The sequence below is a fragment of the Eubacterium ramulus genome (genome assembly GCF_003122485.1).
In the GTDB taxonomy this organism is placed as follows: domain Bacteria; phylum Bacillota; class Clostridia; order Lachnospirales; family Lachnospiraceae; genus Eubacterium_I; species Eubacterium_I ramulus_A.
This window is the reverse complement of the sequence record NZ_JRFU01000054.1, coordinates 38,586-52,952: the sequence shown is the minus strand read 5'-3', so window position 1 is coordinate 52,952 and position 14,367 is coordinate 38,586. Positions and strand designations below refer to the sequence as shown.

Genomic DNA, 14,367 nt, shown 5'->3' with positions numbered 1-14,367 from the left:
TGGTCCTATGTCAAGAAAAAGTACAAATTAAATGTAACCAATTTTCTCTGTTCTGAGCGAAGTTTAACTTGCTATTTTTACTGCATTCTCCTCGATGTTTTCAAGATATTGTTCCTCATATTCATTTGGAGACAAATATCCACAATGACTGTGAATGCGTACGGTATTATAAAATGTTTCGATGTATTCAAAAATCAATTTATGTGCATGTGCATAATTAAAGATTTTAAACCGGTTGATCCATTCTCTCTTCAAAAGTGCATGGAAAGATTCGATACAGGCGTTATCCCATGGATATGCTTTCTTTGAATAACTGTGAATCATACCTTTGGTTGCTTTTTGAAATGCTTCCGATACGTACTGACATCCTCTGTCGCAGTGGAAGATCAACGGTTTTTCAACATTTCTGACACGTTTTGCTTTTTCAACACATTCCACTACGTGGGATGCCTCCAGCGTCTCACTCAACACCCAGGAAATGATTTTTCTTGAATACAGATCCATCACACTGGTAAGATACACAAATCCTTCAAATGTCCAAATATAAGTGATATCTGAACACCAGACAGCATCTGGATGAGCAGGATTGAATTCCTCGTTGAGAATATTTTTGAGTTTCTGGCTGAAATCAGAGTCTATGGTTGTCTGGATATATGGTTTCACCCAATGGGCTTTGATTCCCATTTGACGCATATAGTTTCCAACTGTTTTTTCGGAAACATATTCCCCGGATTTTCGCAATTCTGCAGTAATTTTAGGAGCACCGTAGTTTTGATGGGATTCCTCGTAGATCTTTTGAATTTTTTCTTTTAAAACTGCACGGCGAACAGACGTGTCCGAAGGAACCCGTTTCTTCCATGCATTGTAACCCGAACGTGAAACGCCTAATTTTTTCAGTATTCCGCTGACAGAAACCTGACGTTTCACGGGCAGGGATTTGATTTCTTTCACGTACTCAGAAGTAGCTGTGTAAAGAGCTTTTGTCAGTTTCCCAGAATACTGATTGCTTTTTTTAACACTTCAAGGGCATCCTTCGTATCTCGTAATTCACGCTGCAATCTGGCAATCTCTTTCGCTTCCTCACTTGCATAATTTCCAGAACCACGGGTAGGAACCTCTCCTTTATGTTCCTTTGCTGCTTTCATCCAGTTTTTTAGTGCAGATTCGCTGACTCCAAGATTCTCCGCAGCCTTGCGAAGTGGCAGTTCCGGATGATCTAAGCGATACTGTACCGCATCCTCTTTAAACTGTTGGGAATATTTTGTACCTTTTGCCATAACCATTCTCCTCCTTGATCTATGACTATCATATACTATTTATTGAAAATGGTCATGTTTATTTTGTACTATTTATATTCTAACACCACATATAGTTAAGCAGAATTGCAGCATCTTCTATCGAAGGGTTTAGTAAGATATCAAATGTGTCTGCCCAAGCAATAAGTTCCTCTGGTTCTGCGATTATTGTAAGTTCTTTATCCATTGCTTTCCTGCACCTCCCTTATCCGTGTTTTGTATATCTCTTCCACCCACACGCCTGTCTGAATCTCTTAGGTTTACGGCTAGATACGCATTAGAGACATCTCTGTCCTAATGCCATCTAGTTAGGGAGAAAATCTCCCTAAAACCCTCTGTTTATGGAAGTGGGGGCGCTTTTTGCCCCCACTTTGCTACTTTGGGGGCGCTTTCTGCCCCCACTTTGTTATTTTGGGGGCGCTTTCTGCCCCCACTTTTATACTGAATTCAATCCGGTTTTTATCGTGTCCGAATTGCGGGGGCGCTTTTTGCCCCCACTTTGACATTTTGGGGGCACTTTCTGCCCCCACTTTGCTGTTTTGGGGGCGCTTTCTGCCCCCACACATCAAAATCCGGTTTCTCATGCCCTGACTGGTTCATCTGCTCGCTTATTCATCCTGTTCAGATTAAGCTTTGCCGCCACAAGCCACTCGTTGTAATCCTTATATCCGGCTGGAGGCGGACAGTCTTCTACCTCATATCCAAGCTCATAATACTTTCTCATAAGTTCAGCTGCTGCTTTTCTCCCCGGCTCATCTCTATCAAGGCAGAACCGGATGGAAGTAATCTGCGGATGTTCCCGAAGAAAAGTCTCAAGTGGTGCATCTGCAAGCATCCCAAGTGCCAGCTTATTTGATTCATAATCCGTGAAGATATCCACATAACTCATAAGGTCGATTGCAGCCTCAAATACTACAAGCTCTGTACTGTTAACATTTACTACATTAAATCCATAGTTTTTATCATTGCCTGTGACATCACACTTGAATGGCTTGCCCTGCTTATCAAACACGCCTCTCATACTTGCAAATCTTGTCACTCCATTTTTATCATTTCCCTTGAAAACAACATTGTGGTAATGCCTGCTCTCATAAATCAATCCATCTTTTAAAAACAGATCTATGACTGCTCTGCTGATTCCTCTCTCCTGATTCAGATATGAAATAAGATAGGAATTATCTCCTGCCGGTTCCGGTAGGACAAACGGCTTTCTCTCCTCTGCCTGCTTCTGCGATACCTGATGAACAAGTGGCTGCTTTACAGGATTCTCGATTCTTCTGTATCCTGCAAAGTCCAGAAGCCAGAACACAGCCTCTTTTACACTCATTCTACAAAATACCCGTAAGAAATCTATCTGTGAGCCGCCATTGTTGCCTTTGTCAAACTGCCTTGACCATCTGTACCAATGGCTTCTGTTATAGATACGGATGGAATCCATCTCCTTTAAAGTGTGGTATTTGCCAATCCTCTTTACCGTATACCCAAGGCTTTCTGCAACTGCACACAGGTCAACACTCTTTGCTATGGCAAGCTCTTCATCCGTAAATCTTCCATCCATGCTTTCACCTTGCCTTTCCCTGCTCTGCTACAAGCGGTGACTTGATATCAAGTGTCCGGTAATCTGTGCTCAGGGTAATCTTAGGATTATCAATCATGCCTTTTTCCCTGAAACTGAAAAATTCACGATTGTCTCCACCGACTATGATATGGTCAATGAGCGGTATTCCCATCAGTTCACACAGCTTGTTCATGCGGTCTGTCATCATCGTGTCTGCCTTGCTTGGGAATACATTTCCGGATGGATGACAATGGATTAACATCATGCTTGCAGCATTGCTTAAGATACTTGATTTAAACAGCTCTCTCGGATGTGCCATTGCCTCATTTAAAGAACCAACACTTGCAAAATGCACATTGATAGGTTTTAAATCTGACCTTAGATTGACCACACACACTACTTCCCTGTCAAACTGGCACATACAGTCTCCCATGACAGCAGCTATATCCGCCGGATTGTTAAAGGTGTGCTCCGAATAAATCGGAGCATCCTTTACAAGTCTTACCGAAACCACATCAAGCTTGAAGTCATTCTTCTTTGGCATCAGACACCGCCTCCTCTCCAAACTCGACACGGATAACAAAGTCACCTTTCTGGCTGTTTATGAGAGCAATGAGTTCTTCCATTGTAAGTTCCTGCTCCATAACTGCCTCCTATCTGGACTTTTCCTTCGCATCATATACAAGGGGAGGTTCTGCAACGATACCATCAAGTCTCTTGTTAGGTGTATCAGTTGCAAGTGTGAGTTTTCTTAAATCCTTATCATAGTGATATACCTGATTGGAAAGTCTCTCGTCCAAAGACACCTCCTGCATATTTACCTCGACTACCATCTGTGCAAGCATCTCAGGGCTTCCCATATCTGAAGATACTGCAATAACCTCACGCACGCTCGAAGGGAGAATATAAAGGTCACTCTCTAAACTCTCTGCCAGCTCATGAAGCTCATTCTCATAAAGCATGGATGCTGCGCCATTGATACCCTTTTCATTGGAAATCACCCACATTGTCTGTTCCGGTGGAATCTCGGCTATCATCATATCTGCAATCTCCTGTGGCATCCCATCCCTTGCGAACATTTCTTTCATAATGTCATTCATGCTTCGTACTACAGGTGGAAAGAGCCTTCTTGTGTTTTCAGCAGCACACTTAAAGAGCTGTTCCTCGCTCATCCCAAGTCTTTTTGCAAATTCATTTGTAATTTTTGAACTCTGCACCGCATCCTTATCGGCACTGATAATTACCTTGTACACAATAGAAAGATCCTGGAACTCCCTGTGAGGTACCTGTTCCAAAAAGGTCTTATTCTGCTCTGTATTGATGAGCTGGAATACAATCTTCTCGTTAGCATCTCTCATAATGCTGTCCACATCAACAACCGGAGCCTGCTCATATGCCCTTTCCATAAAGTCACATGCAGCCATAAGTGTTTCCTCAAGATCACCACAGTCCTGATACTTCTTATACATGTCATTGATATAAATCGTAGGCGAAATGTTCCTGCCTTCTTCTCTTAAGATGATGCCATCAAGAGTCACATTCACCTTTTCCACTGGCTCTGCCACAAGCTCCATTCCTTTGAACTTCTCAGGCATATAATCCATAAACTTTTCTTTTACTACTTCCTTAAAAATCTCGTAATTCATCATATTACGATTCCTCCTTAATCTAAAAAAGCGGAGAACATAAGTCACTGGCTTACATTCCCCGCAAGGTTAATTGTTACTGTTTATTCTTTTTCTTTCTTCCACGAAGTCCTACTCCAACACCTGTAATAAGTGCAAGTGCACCAATTCCAAGATAAAGAAGCGGATTTGCATTGTCGCCTGTCTGTGGAAGCTTAGGCTCTGTCGGTACATTGACAAGCTTAAGAGTTGTTACAACAACATCCGGTGCATTGTCATCATATCGAAGAGTTACATCATGAGCTGTTTCATCAAGGATATATCCGTCAGCTGCTTTAGTCTCAACAACTGTATAATGGATATCTTCTTTGAATGATCCATCCTCGTTGTAAGTACAGATAGGAAGCTCCTTGCTCTCTGCATGACCATTCTTGTCAGTAGTGAGTGTATCAAGCACCTTTCCGTCCTTATCCCTTACTTCAAATACAACACCCTCAATCGGCTTTCCGGTTACTTTGTCAGTTTTCTCAATGACAATCTTACCTACTGCCTGCTCATCCTTCATGGATACCTTCTGAATCTCGGCAGTCTCCTTTACCTCAAAGGTCACATCCTTCGCCACCTTGTATCCATAAGGAGCTGATTCTTCACGAAGTGTGTACTTTCCAACAGGAAGTCTTTCGATCATATAAGTCTTTCCAGCCTCAGATGTCCAGCTTTCTACAAGCTTTCCATCAGCATCAATTACTGAAAGCTTTGCTCCAGGCAACTCTTTCTCTCCTGTGATATCAGTCTTTGAAATTTCTACCTTAATAGGTGCATTTTCAAATGCTGCCTCAAACTCGATAACCTTTACCTTATCTCCCTGATATGAAGCATCCACATCAAAAATCTTATCAGACTTCACATAGCCCTTTGGGGCCTCAATCTCTTTGACATAATACTGTCCAAGCGGAAGGTCAGAGGTAAATGCAGCCTTTCCATCCTTGCCTGTTACTGTTCTCTCAATCTGTGTATCAGCTTTTACGATTACCTTGCCATCTTTGTTCACAATGTCTTCTTTCGCAAATAAACCGAATACTGCTCCCTCAAGTGCTTCCTTAGTCTCTGAATCAGTCTTGGTTACAGTAATCTGCACTTTCTGACGCTCATTTGTCACATCCATTCCTGCAAACACAACCTTTGTATTCTGGTCGATATAGGAAAGGTCTGCTTCAATCGGTGTATCATCTAATACAAATCCATCAATGGTCTTTGTCTCAACAAGATAATATCTGCCAAGTGGAAGGTCATCAATTCTTGCGATACCCTTATCATTTGTCACGATGGTTGCCACCTTGTCTCCTGCCTTATGATATACAGTGTCAAGTCCGTCAGCACTTACGATATCCTCTTTTGCATATACATCAAAAGTTACTCCTGCAAGGCTGTCCTTGAAGAAATTGAAGATAAAGTCGTACCAGTACCCCTTCATAAGAGTGGTATCTGTTACAAATTCGCCGTCCTTATTGATAACGATGGAACCTGTAGGAACTTCATCCTTCATCTCTACATGCTGCACTTTGCCTGTGTCCTCAACTGTAAACTGGATATCTGCTGCCTTGAGATATCCGTAAGGAGCAAATTCCTCACGAAGAGTGTAAATCTCTCCAACTACAAGTCTCTTGATTACATGTGCTTCCTTAGCATCAGATGTCCATGTGTCTACCACATTTCCATCCTTATCAAGTACAGTAAGTGTTGCACCTGTAAGCTCTGCACCGCTTGTGATATCTGTCTTTGTAAACTCAAAGGTTGTAGGAGTGTTCTTATACTCGCTGTTATATACAGCAGTCTTAACATCCTGTCCCTGATATTTTGTATCAAAGTTTACTGCTTCCTCATTTGTCACATATCCGGCAGGCTTTACAAGCTCCCTTGCAACATATTTTGCAAATGGATAATTCTTAACAAAAGCAATCTTTCCATTCTCATCAGATGTTGCCTTCTCAAGAAGTGTGCCTTTCTCGATAATAACTCTGCCATCAGCATTCTTGATATCCTCATCTGCATAAAGACCAAATACTGCACCTGCAATCGGTGTGTTATCTTCTGCATCAAGCTTAGTCACTGACATATCAAGCTTCTGTCTGTCATCTGAGAAAGTAAGGCTTTCCTTGATAACAGGTGTCTTATCATCCACATATGTGAATGTCACTTTCTGCTCATTCGGATTTAATACATATCCGTATGGAGCTTCCACTTCCACAACTCTGTACTGTCCAAGAGGAAGATTCTTTGCTGTTGCCTTTCCATCCTTGCCAGTTGTAAGAGTTGTCACAAGGTCTCCCTTGCTGTAATACTTAATGCGGTTTCCGTCTGCATCCTTCTGGTTGTCTGCTGTGTAAATATCTTCCGCAGCATAAACTTTGAATTTTGCTCCGGCAAGTGAGCCTTCCTTATAAACAAACTCTTTCTCATATGAGCTTGCAAGAAGTCCACCCTTGAATCCGTCAAGTACCTCTCCCTTCTTTTCTACAGTCAGCTCTCCGACTGCAGGGGCATCGGAATATTCCACGGTGATGATTGCATCATTTGTATCACCATCTGTCTCAAATGCTGTATCAGTATCAACCGAGATGTTGACATACTTATCATTTACAACATATCCAAATGGTGCAGACACTTCCTCAATGCGGTAGTTACCGATTTTAAGTGCCTCCGGTAAGATTAAATCTCCGTCCTCATCAGTAAAGAATGAAGTATGCTCTACCTTTGACGGATAAGTTGTGTACTGCTTTACATATTCGTTCTTATCAATATTGAAGATTTTAAACTCTGCATTTGGCACAAGTACTGTCTGCTTTGTATCGGAATCCTTCTTGATTACACGAAGCTTTGCAGTAAACTCCCTGTCAAGGAATACTCTCCATGTCTGAGGTTTGTCAGGATGGTTCTCGCTGATTTTTACCTCAAATGGCTTGATCGTCTTCATGTTATGCGGAGTCTTTGACTCAACTACCACATAAGTTCCATAAGGAATTGCAATGGAAACTGCATGCCCCTTGTCATCGGATGTGATTGTTGTTGCTCCGTTTTCCCCGATTACAACCGGAGATGCCTTGTCAAAGTCATAACTTCCATCTGCCTTTACAGGTAAAGATGATTTCAAATAAGCTGTAAACTCTGCACCTGCAAGCAGTCCTGCTTCAGTATCATCGCCATTGTCAGATACCTTGATAAGCTGGAATGGCTGCTTGATTACCTGCTCTGCTGAAGTTGTACTTCTTGATACCTCTGCTACAAGGTCTCCCTCATAATCACATACCACATCATGTTCCTCTTCGTCTAAGAGATACCCCTCTGATGGAGTGATTTCCTTTACATAATAATTTCCAAGGTAAAGGTTATTGACCTCTGCCTCTCCATTCTTATCTGTTGTAAGTGTTGCTACAAGGTCACCTGCTTTGAATACGACTCCTGTTGCTCCGTCCGGATGCACGATATCGTTTCTTGCATAAAGACCATAAACTGCACCTTCAAGGCTTGCATCTCCCTGGGCAACTGCCTTGCCTGATTCCTTGTCTACCTTGTAGATATGAATCTTTGCTGTCGTTCTGTCATTCACAAATGTATGACTGAATGATGCCTTTGCCTGTGTTTCAGGTAATACATTGAAATTGAAGCTGTAAACATCTTTACTGTTTCTGATATACGCATATGGTGCCTGTGTCTCTGATACATAATATCCGTTAGAGATTGGCAGATCCGCGCTGTAGCTTGCCTTTCCGTCCTCACCTGTAGTTACTGTCTCAAGAGCTGTACCCTTTGTCACAATAACCTGTCCGGCATAGTTTTTGATGTCATTTCCGGCATAAAGTGTGTACTTGCCGCCTTCAAGAGGGTTCTCTGTGTCAGAGTCCTTCTTTACGACAGATACATCCGCTTTCTGTCTTGTATTCTCAATCGTAGTTGATTCATACTGGACTGTCACAGTCTGGTGCTTATACTCAACTGCTACTGTCTGAGGTGTGGTATTGATTGTATATCCGTCAATGCTCTTAATCTCAGTAATCACATAAGTTCCAAGATGAAGGTCAGATAATACCACCTGTCCGTCAGTTCCTGTTGTTAGGCTTTCTGCTACAACATCGCCAGCACTATACACCTTTGTACCATCTGCCTTGTAGATATCTGCCCCGGCAGTTACCTTGAATGCTGCTCCGGAAAGCTTCTTTTTCTCATAGGTGAAATTGCTTCCATTCCATGAGCTAAGCACCTCACCCTCTTTATAGATTGTGATTGCTCCAAGCTGCTCTTTATCTGTTGCAGAGATTCCCGTTGTCTGTCCTGCTTTTACAGTAAGTGTATGAACCTTACCGGAAAGGACATATCCCTTTGGTGCGGTAATTTCTTTTACATAATAAGTGCCTGCAACAAGTGCAGCTGACTTTGCATATCCGTTTCCATCTGTTGTCATGGTCTGTACTCTGTTTGTGCATCCGCTGTCAGAATAGATTCCATAAACTGCACCGGAAAGCTTCACTCCGCTTGACTCATCTGTCTTTGTAAGCTCACCATATCCGATGTTCTCTGTCTTGACCTTGATATAGGCTTTGACAGGATCTGCTGTCGGTCTTTCAGAAATAAACTCCTGATATCCGCTTTTTCCTGTAAGCCAGAATACACAGCTTGATGTTGTCTCAACCTTGCCTGCATTGGATGTGAATGTTCCTGTTGTAGCTGTAGTATTCACACTCGTTGAAGATATGGTAATACTGTTGCCATTCTTATCAACAGAATATCCGCTGATGCCAAAATCAAAATCCGATAAAACACCATTGCTGTCATATAATGTTGTTTCAAATCTCTGACTTCCCTCATTCCACTTCAGCTCATAAGTTGGTGCCTCACTGGTTCTGCGTGATGCAAAACTTGGAAGTGTTGCATTGTAGGAGCTGCTGATATTGTCCCTGAGTCTCTCATAATAACTGTATGAAGAATCAGGACTTGGTGCTGTGTTGCAGAGCTTTCTCGCTGCCGAATCACCACTTCCAGTTCCAAAAATATCTGCTACAATTACCCATACCATTGCCTGAGTTGCGATATACTCATCACACTGGCTGTTGCTTGGTGCCGCCTTTTGTGTACTGTTAAACCCATAATAAAGGCAGTAACTTAAAAGCTTTCTCTGCTGTGCTGACATTGATGTGCTTGCATCATCGTAGCTGTTCATAAGCTGACCGCCATCTGCTCTTAATCCGAAATTCATACAATATGCCGAATTTCCGTCAAGAATTGAATACAGAATCTTGCCATGATTAAATCCGGGCTTTAGCTCACTTACTTCTCCGGAATTTTTGACTGATGCATTCCAGAACGCAATATTTGCCTGCGGACTGGCTGCAAATGCTGTTGTACCATTCGTAAAGAGTGTTCCAACCAGTGTGAGCATAGCCATAAATCCTGCCATAAAACGCTTTAGTTTCTGTTTCATGTGCTCTTTCCTCCTTAATTTACGCATAAAAAAAGAAAGACATAAGTTTATGGCTTACATCTTTCTTCCTTCTGCTTCTATTCGTTTTTATTTATCTGTGACATCGAAACTCGTAATAGTCTGTGCCGCCTGTCGTGTAAACTCCATCATAACTGATGTAGAATACCGGATCTGTTTCCAAAAGTAACATACTTGCAATATATTCTGCGATTGCATCCTCAGATGATAACCGCTGTCCATCAATGGTACTTGCTTTGTTAAGGTCTGTCTCTACAAACACACTATAATAAGAGCCTTCCATACCATCGTAAGGATAATACTCATTGTACTCTTCCTGCGTGATACTGCCATCATTCAAATGGTTCTGTAAATTCTGCTGTGTGGTAATCATTCCTCCTGCCTGACACTTTGCTGTTGCAAGTGACACAACATTCTGTGGACTGTATGCCACGGATGCAGGCTGTGGGTTGCTCACATTGTCTTTCGGACTGTCTGTAGTCTGACCACCATTACCTGCATTACTCTGATTTCCGCCAGCTTCCTCATTATCATTTACAGGAGCTTTCTGTTCCGGCTCGTCATTCTGCTTTGGCTTTTCTTCCTGCTTTGAAGCAGTTTTATTATCTGCGGATCGGTTATCTTCTTTATCAGTCTTCTCTTCTGAATCTTTAGCCTCGGCAATATCTTTCTCTGTCTCATCACTTCCAGCTTCGGTTGTGACCTCTGTGACAGCTTCCGTTGCCATTGCTACTTCTTCAGTTGGCTTTACGCTTTCCGTCTGTTTCTCTGTCTGATTATCAGCCTTTTCCTTACCACCATTACAGGCAGCCATTGAAAAGACCAGTACTGCGGATAATAAGATAATACTTATCTTCTTCATAGTAATCACCCATCCCTTCTCCGCAAGAGGGACGGGCTTTGTGTTCCGTGCCATCCACCCTTGCAGTGAACTATTTATCTGTAATGCACGGGACACATAGGACTGTCCCGTATTCTGTGCATCTTAAACTCCTTTCATTATACCAGCTCTCTTATTTTAAAGAAATACTGCATAAGTCTTCTGTTTTTCTTATAATTTAAGAATAAACCCTTTACCTGCATTCGCTCACCTCCTCTCAGAATGTGCCCATTCTTACGAATGAAAGAAATACCCTTGCCACCATTGCGAATAGAAGAAGAATTATTCTGGCAAGTCCTAAGACCAGCTTCAAAGCTCCAAGAATTATCCTTAATATCCACTTGAGTATCTCTAAAATCACTGTTCCTACGGCTCCCATAACTCTTCTCATAATAATCAGTCTCCTTTCGACATCCATCCCATTGCAAGACCTGCAACATCTGCATCGTCCATAACATCTTCTGTAAGTTCTTGTGCTTCACTATTGGCTGCCTGCATAATTACCGGCTGACCAACATTCATCCCGGATATCACTCCGCCTAACAGCTTTATTACCTCTTTTCTAGCCTCATTGGTTGCTGCTTCAATGACTTCTTCCTTAATGTCATCAATATCTTCTGACCGGATATATTCAGCCCTCTCTTTTTCCTTCTTCTTGATAACAAAGGTTTCTTTTCCATAATTATCAATGTAAAACTGAATCGCATCTATGATGAACTGATTCTTAGATTTGAAAATCTTTGGATCAAGGTTCTGAATCACATCATTGATTTTCACATGCTGAGGATTGCTCATGTTGAGGCGGACAGAAGTTTTTACTTCATATTCAAGTCTTCTTCCCATCATCTGCCTCCTTATGATAATCGCTTAGTGCTTTTAAGTCCCATCGTGGCAAGCTGTTCATATCCTCTTGCATTTGCCTTTACATCAAGGTTATAGGAAATGTTCTTTGCATCGTGACTGCCAAAATTCTTCATCACAACTGCCCCGCCACCGACAAATACAATCGGTGTAGTCTTTAAGTTATACCCAAACTCACGGATTGAGTTATATACCTTATCAACAAAATCCTCTATCTCTGCCTTGATAATGGCAAAGTATTCATCATCAATATCTGACCTGCCATATCGCATGATGTTCTGTATCTCTGACTCGTCTACCTCTCCGTTAAGCTGTCTTACACACTGCTCATTGATAGAACGCATACAGGTAATAAGACCTTTTGGAATCGTCACACACTTTGATTCATCCGGTGACTTGTTGATTACCGGCATAATGTCGATTGTCCAGCTTCCAATATCTACTATCAGTGTTTTCTTTGCCATAGCAGGAATCTTGTCCACTACTGCTGCATAGCACTGAGGAAATACTGCCACATCATCAATTTCAATATGATATGACTCATTCTCATATTTGAAGCTTACACGCTTATTCTTTGTCAGGTACTTGATAAAATCATTCTTCTCTGCTCCAAATCTTGTAAGTGGAAGTCCTACAGCAAGAAATACCTTTGCCTCTGCAAGACCTCTTCTTTTAAGTTCCTTGGCAACTGCTGCAAGAGTGAGAAGATAAAAGCTGTCATCTTCGACCTTTGTATCCTTTACTTCCTGCCTCACAGCTCCAACCTTATAGAACTTTCCTTCATACTCAAGTACATCGCCGAAAAGTGCCGGAGTTGTTGTAATCTCCTTAACACCTGTGACAAATACCTGAGAGATTGTTTTCATCATTGACCATCCATGATCAATGCCGATTACTTCTAACTTGTTATTCATGTGTTTTGCACATCCTTTCTTCTTAAACAGCCACTTGAACATCTTAACCACCTACTTTCCTATCAGCTTTCGCATACAAGGAAAACAATAACCATTCCCTCGATAATATGGACATCCGACACATTCCGTCGGAAGTTTCTGTTCCTTTTTCTTAGATGGTTTACAACATGTTCCATTGGCACATCTGTTGTTATGTCCCCAGAAGAATCTACAATGCATACAATCTTTTAATTCTCTTTCAAGCTTTTCTTCTGGAGATACAAACCTGCGTTTCTTATGCTTATCTCTTTTTTCAACTGTTCCCACCAGAGCTCTCCTCCCTTCCAAGGAGTGATTGCTCTCTTATCTGTTCCATTGTCCTGTCCGACTCTCCTGCCGTCCTAGCTAACGAATACAATACGATAAGAACAATAATTATTAATGCTATGCTAAATCCCATCACCACTTTATCCTCCTTCAAATTAGTTGCCATATAGACAGAATTTGAATTTGGAAGTGATATAGTCTACATGGCTATGCTTAACGCTAAGCATGTAGGTACACGCCAGTCTTCTAGACTCCTATATCGCCCCGTGTACAAAGAGGTGTTCTCACCTCCGGGAGTTACAGACGAGCCACAAAATGTGTTTCACGACGCCCTTCTGAATTATCAGAAGCACTATCTCCTCTTTTAGCCTTTTGAGGATAAGGACGAACTTCTCGCCCTCTGTGGTTAATTATCCTTACGCAACATGCCTATTCCTTTTACCAGATTTCCATCCAGCTTCTCGCCCTTCATCTTTCGATCCATCAGACTACTAATATGATAGCTGTGACTTTCATCCTCCAGGTACATACCCCGTAAATTTACTACCTACAGATACTCTGCAGTGCAAACTACTTTGCAAATCTGTAACTGATTATTCAATTGTTATGTCCAATCTCTCTTGGACAATTGATATTCTACAATGCACTTTAATTTTACGGAAGTGACACCACTGGTGTATTTTTACGAATTTTCACCAGTTTTTGGTGTATTTGTCATTTCCTTTAATTTGTTCCATGTATGCTTAGGCAGTTCTCTTGCCGGCTCTCTGAATCGTTCAAGATATTTTTCAAATAATTCCGTATTGATTAATGCTGAATTACCGACTTTATAGACTGCTCCTGCCTCTCTCGCAATTACTATGATTCTAGATTTACTTATCCCATAAATAATCGCTCCTTCCTCTGCATTGACAAATTTTTTCATAAAATCCTTTGTATCTGAATAGCACTTATATGAGTAACTCATTCATCAGTCTCCTTTCACATTTGGCAATGGATGTTTCATTTCTGTTGGCGGTTCTCTGAATTGCTCCATATAATCATCAAAAATTTCCAAATTTATTAATATAGTATTTCCCTTAGCTGTTCCAATCTTATATACAGCACCCGCTGCTCTAGCCATTTCAATAAATCTATGATGCCCTATGCTATATGTCATTGAAGCTTCCCCAATTCTTACAAACTTCTTTTCTACGATTTTGTTTGAACTAGGCACTCTTGCAAAATGTTTCATAAATTTCATCAACCTTTCCTTATGTACTAATATAATCTTTGCAAGCTGATATCTTGCTCCAGCAGCTAATGCTATATCCATTGCCTCATCTCGTGTTACATCTAATAAAGCCATTACTTCATCAATACGAATAAATCTTGGTTTTACAATTTCTTTTCTATAGGCACTAACTGAACCACTCAATGTATTTACCATAACAT

At 41.4% G+C, this 14,367-nt stretch carries 13 protein-coding genes; all 13 read right to left on the bottom strand.

What is annotated here, in order from left to right:
* Positions 1 to 63: 63 nt before the first annotated feature.
* The 13 genes from LG34_RS05150 to LG34_RS05075 all read right to left on the bottom strand — a co-directional run bounded on the left by LG34_RS05150 (position 64) and on the right by LG34_RS05075 (position 14,362).
* The gene (locus LG34_RS05150) at positions 64 to 951 is read right to left on the bottom strand and encodes an IS3 family transposase (RefSeq protein WP_207657020.1); all 888 of its coding nucleotides are present in this window, start codon (positions 949 to 951) and stop codon (positions 64 to 66) included.
* Positions 952 to 983: 32 nt separating this feature from the next.
* Complete coding sequence (locus tag LG34_RS05145; RefSeq protein ID WP_109215129.1) at positions 984 to 1,277, bottom strand: transposase; 294 nt, start codon at positions 1,275 to 1,277, stop codon at positions 984 to 986.
* Positions 1,278 to 1,356: 79 nt separating this feature from the next.
* Entirely contained in the window at positions 1,357 to 1,482 is a 126-nt protein-coding gene (locus LG34_RS17250) for a hypothetical protein (protein ID WP_278286490.1), read from the bottom strand.
* Between the two features lie 393 nt (positions 1,483 to 1,875).
* Positions 1,876 to 2,853 (bottom strand): DUF3991 and TOPRIM domain-containing protein, encoded by a 978-nt coding sequence (locus tag LG34_RS05130; protein ID WP_077326150.1) that lies wholly within the window; start codon positions 2,851 to 2,853, stop codon positions 1,876 to 1,878.
* 4 nt (positions 2,854 to 2,857) lie between these two features.
* Positions 2,858 to 3,397 carry a JAB domain-containing protein gene (locus LG34_RS05125; protein WP_004611525.1) on the bottom strand — a complete coding sequence of 180 codons (540 nt, stop codon included), beginning with the start codon at positions 3,395 to 3,397 and terminating at the stop codon, positions 2,858 to 2,860.
* A gap of 109 nt (positions 3,398 to 3,506) precedes the next feature.
* Positions 3,507 to 4,502 carry a DUF5688 family protein gene (locus tag LG34_RS05120; RefSeq protein WP_077326152.1) on the bottom strand — a complete coding sequence of 332 codons (996 nt, stop codon included), beginning with the start codon at positions 4,500 to 4,502 and terminating at the stop codon, positions 3,507 to 3,509.
* Positions 4,503 to 4,575: 73 nt separating this feature from the next.
* Positions 4,576 to 9,954, bottom strand: a complete 5,379-nt coding sequence (locus tag LG34_RS05115) for a SpaA isopeptide-forming pilin-related protein (protein WP_172622379.1) — start codon at positions 9,952 to 9,954, stop codon at positions 4,576 to 4,578.
* A 91-nt stretch (positions 9,955 to 10,045) separates the two neighbouring features.
* Complete coding sequence (locus LG34_RS05110) at positions 10,046 to 10,834, bottom strand: hypothetical protein (RefSeq protein WP_242950293.1); 789 nt, start codon at positions 10,832 to 10,834, stop codon at positions 10,046 to 10,048.
* Positions 10,835 to 11,069: 235 nt separating this feature from the next.
* A complete protein-coding gene (locus LG34_RS05105; protein ID WP_172622380.1) occupies positions 11,070 to 11,243 on the bottom strand; it encodes a hypothetical protein in 174 nt (57 codons plus the stop codon).
* 5 nt (positions 11,244 to 11,248) lie between these two features.
* On the bottom strand, positions 11,249 to 11,695 hold the full coding sequence (locus tag LG34_RS05100; protein ID WP_226801078.1) for an ATP-binding protein: 447 nt from the start codon (positions 11,693 to 11,695) through the stop codon (positions 11,249 to 11,251).
* Between the two features lie 11 nt (positions 11,696 to 11,706).
* Positions 11,707 to 12,627, bottom strand: a complete 921-nt coding sequence (locus tag LG34_RS05095) for a ParM/StbA family protein (RefSeq protein ID WP_077327778.1) — start codon at positions 12,625 to 12,627, stop codon at positions 11,707 to 11,709.
* A gap of 988 nt (positions 12,628 to 13,615) precedes the next feature.
* A complete protein-coding gene (locus LG34_RS05080; RefSeq protein ID WP_005340582.1) occupies positions 13,616 to 13,900 on the bottom strand; it encodes a DUF6462 family protein in 285 nt (94 codons plus the stop codon).
* A 3-nt stretch (positions 13,901 to 13,903) separates the two neighbouring features.
* Positions 13,904 to 14,362, bottom strand: a complete 459-nt coding sequence (locus tag LG34_RS05075; RefSeq protein ID WP_008395356.1) for a DUF6462 family protein — start codon at positions 14,360 to 14,362, stop codon at positions 13,904 to 13,906.
* Between the last annotated feature and the right edge of the window lie 5 nt (positions 14,363 to 14,367).

Bases quoted from the DNA above. Each gene is read 5' to 3' on its own strand.
- LG34_RS05145 (WP_109215129.1), bottom strand. From the start codon at position 1,277: ATGGCAAAAGGTACAAAATATTCCCAACAGTTTAAAGAGGATGCGGTA.
- LG34_RS17250 (WP_278286490.1), bottom strand. From the start codon at position 1,482: ATGGATAAAGAACTTACAATAATCGCAGAACCAGAGGAACTTATTGCT.
- LG34_RS05130 (WP_077326150.1), bottom strand. From the start codon at position 2,853: ATGGATGGAAGATTTACGGATGAAGAGCTTGCCATAGCAAAGAGTGTT.
- LG34_RS05125 (WP_004611525.1), bottom strand. From the start codon at position 3,397: ATGCCAAAGAAGAATGACTTCAAGCTTGATGTGGTTTCGGTAAGACTT.
- LG34_RS05120 (WP_077326152.1), bottom strand. From the start codon at position 4,502: ATGATGAATTACGAGATTTTTAAGGAAGTAGTAAAAGAAAAGTTTATG.
- LG34_RS05115 (WP_172622379.1), bottom strand. From the start codon at position 9,954: ATGAAACAGAAACTAAAGCGTTTTATGGCAGGATTTATGGCTATGCTC.
- LG34_RS05110 (WP_242950293.1), bottom strand. From the start codon at position 10,834: ATGAAGAAGATAAGTATTATCTTATTATCCGCAGTACTGGTCTTTTCA.
- LG34_RS05105 (WP_172622380.1), bottom strand. From the start codon at position 11,243: ATGAGAAGAGTTATGGGAGCCGTAGGAACAGTGATTTTAGAGATACTC.
- LG34_RS05100 (WP_226801078.1), bottom strand. From the start codon at position 11,695: ATGGGAAGAAGACTTGAATATGAAGTAAAAACTTCTGTCCGCCTCAAC.
- LG34_RS05095 (WP_077327778.1), bottom strand. From the start codon at position 12,627: ATGAATAACAAGTTAGAAGTAATCGGCATTGATCATGGATGGTCAATG.
- LG34_RS05080 (WP_005340582.1), bottom strand. From the start codon at position 13,900: ATGAGTTACTCATATAAGTGCTATTCAGATACAAAGGATTTTATGAAA.
- LG34_RS05075 (WP_008395356.1), bottom strand. From the start codon at position 14,362: ATGGTAAATACATTGAGTGGTTCAGTTAGTGCCTATAGAAAAGAAATT.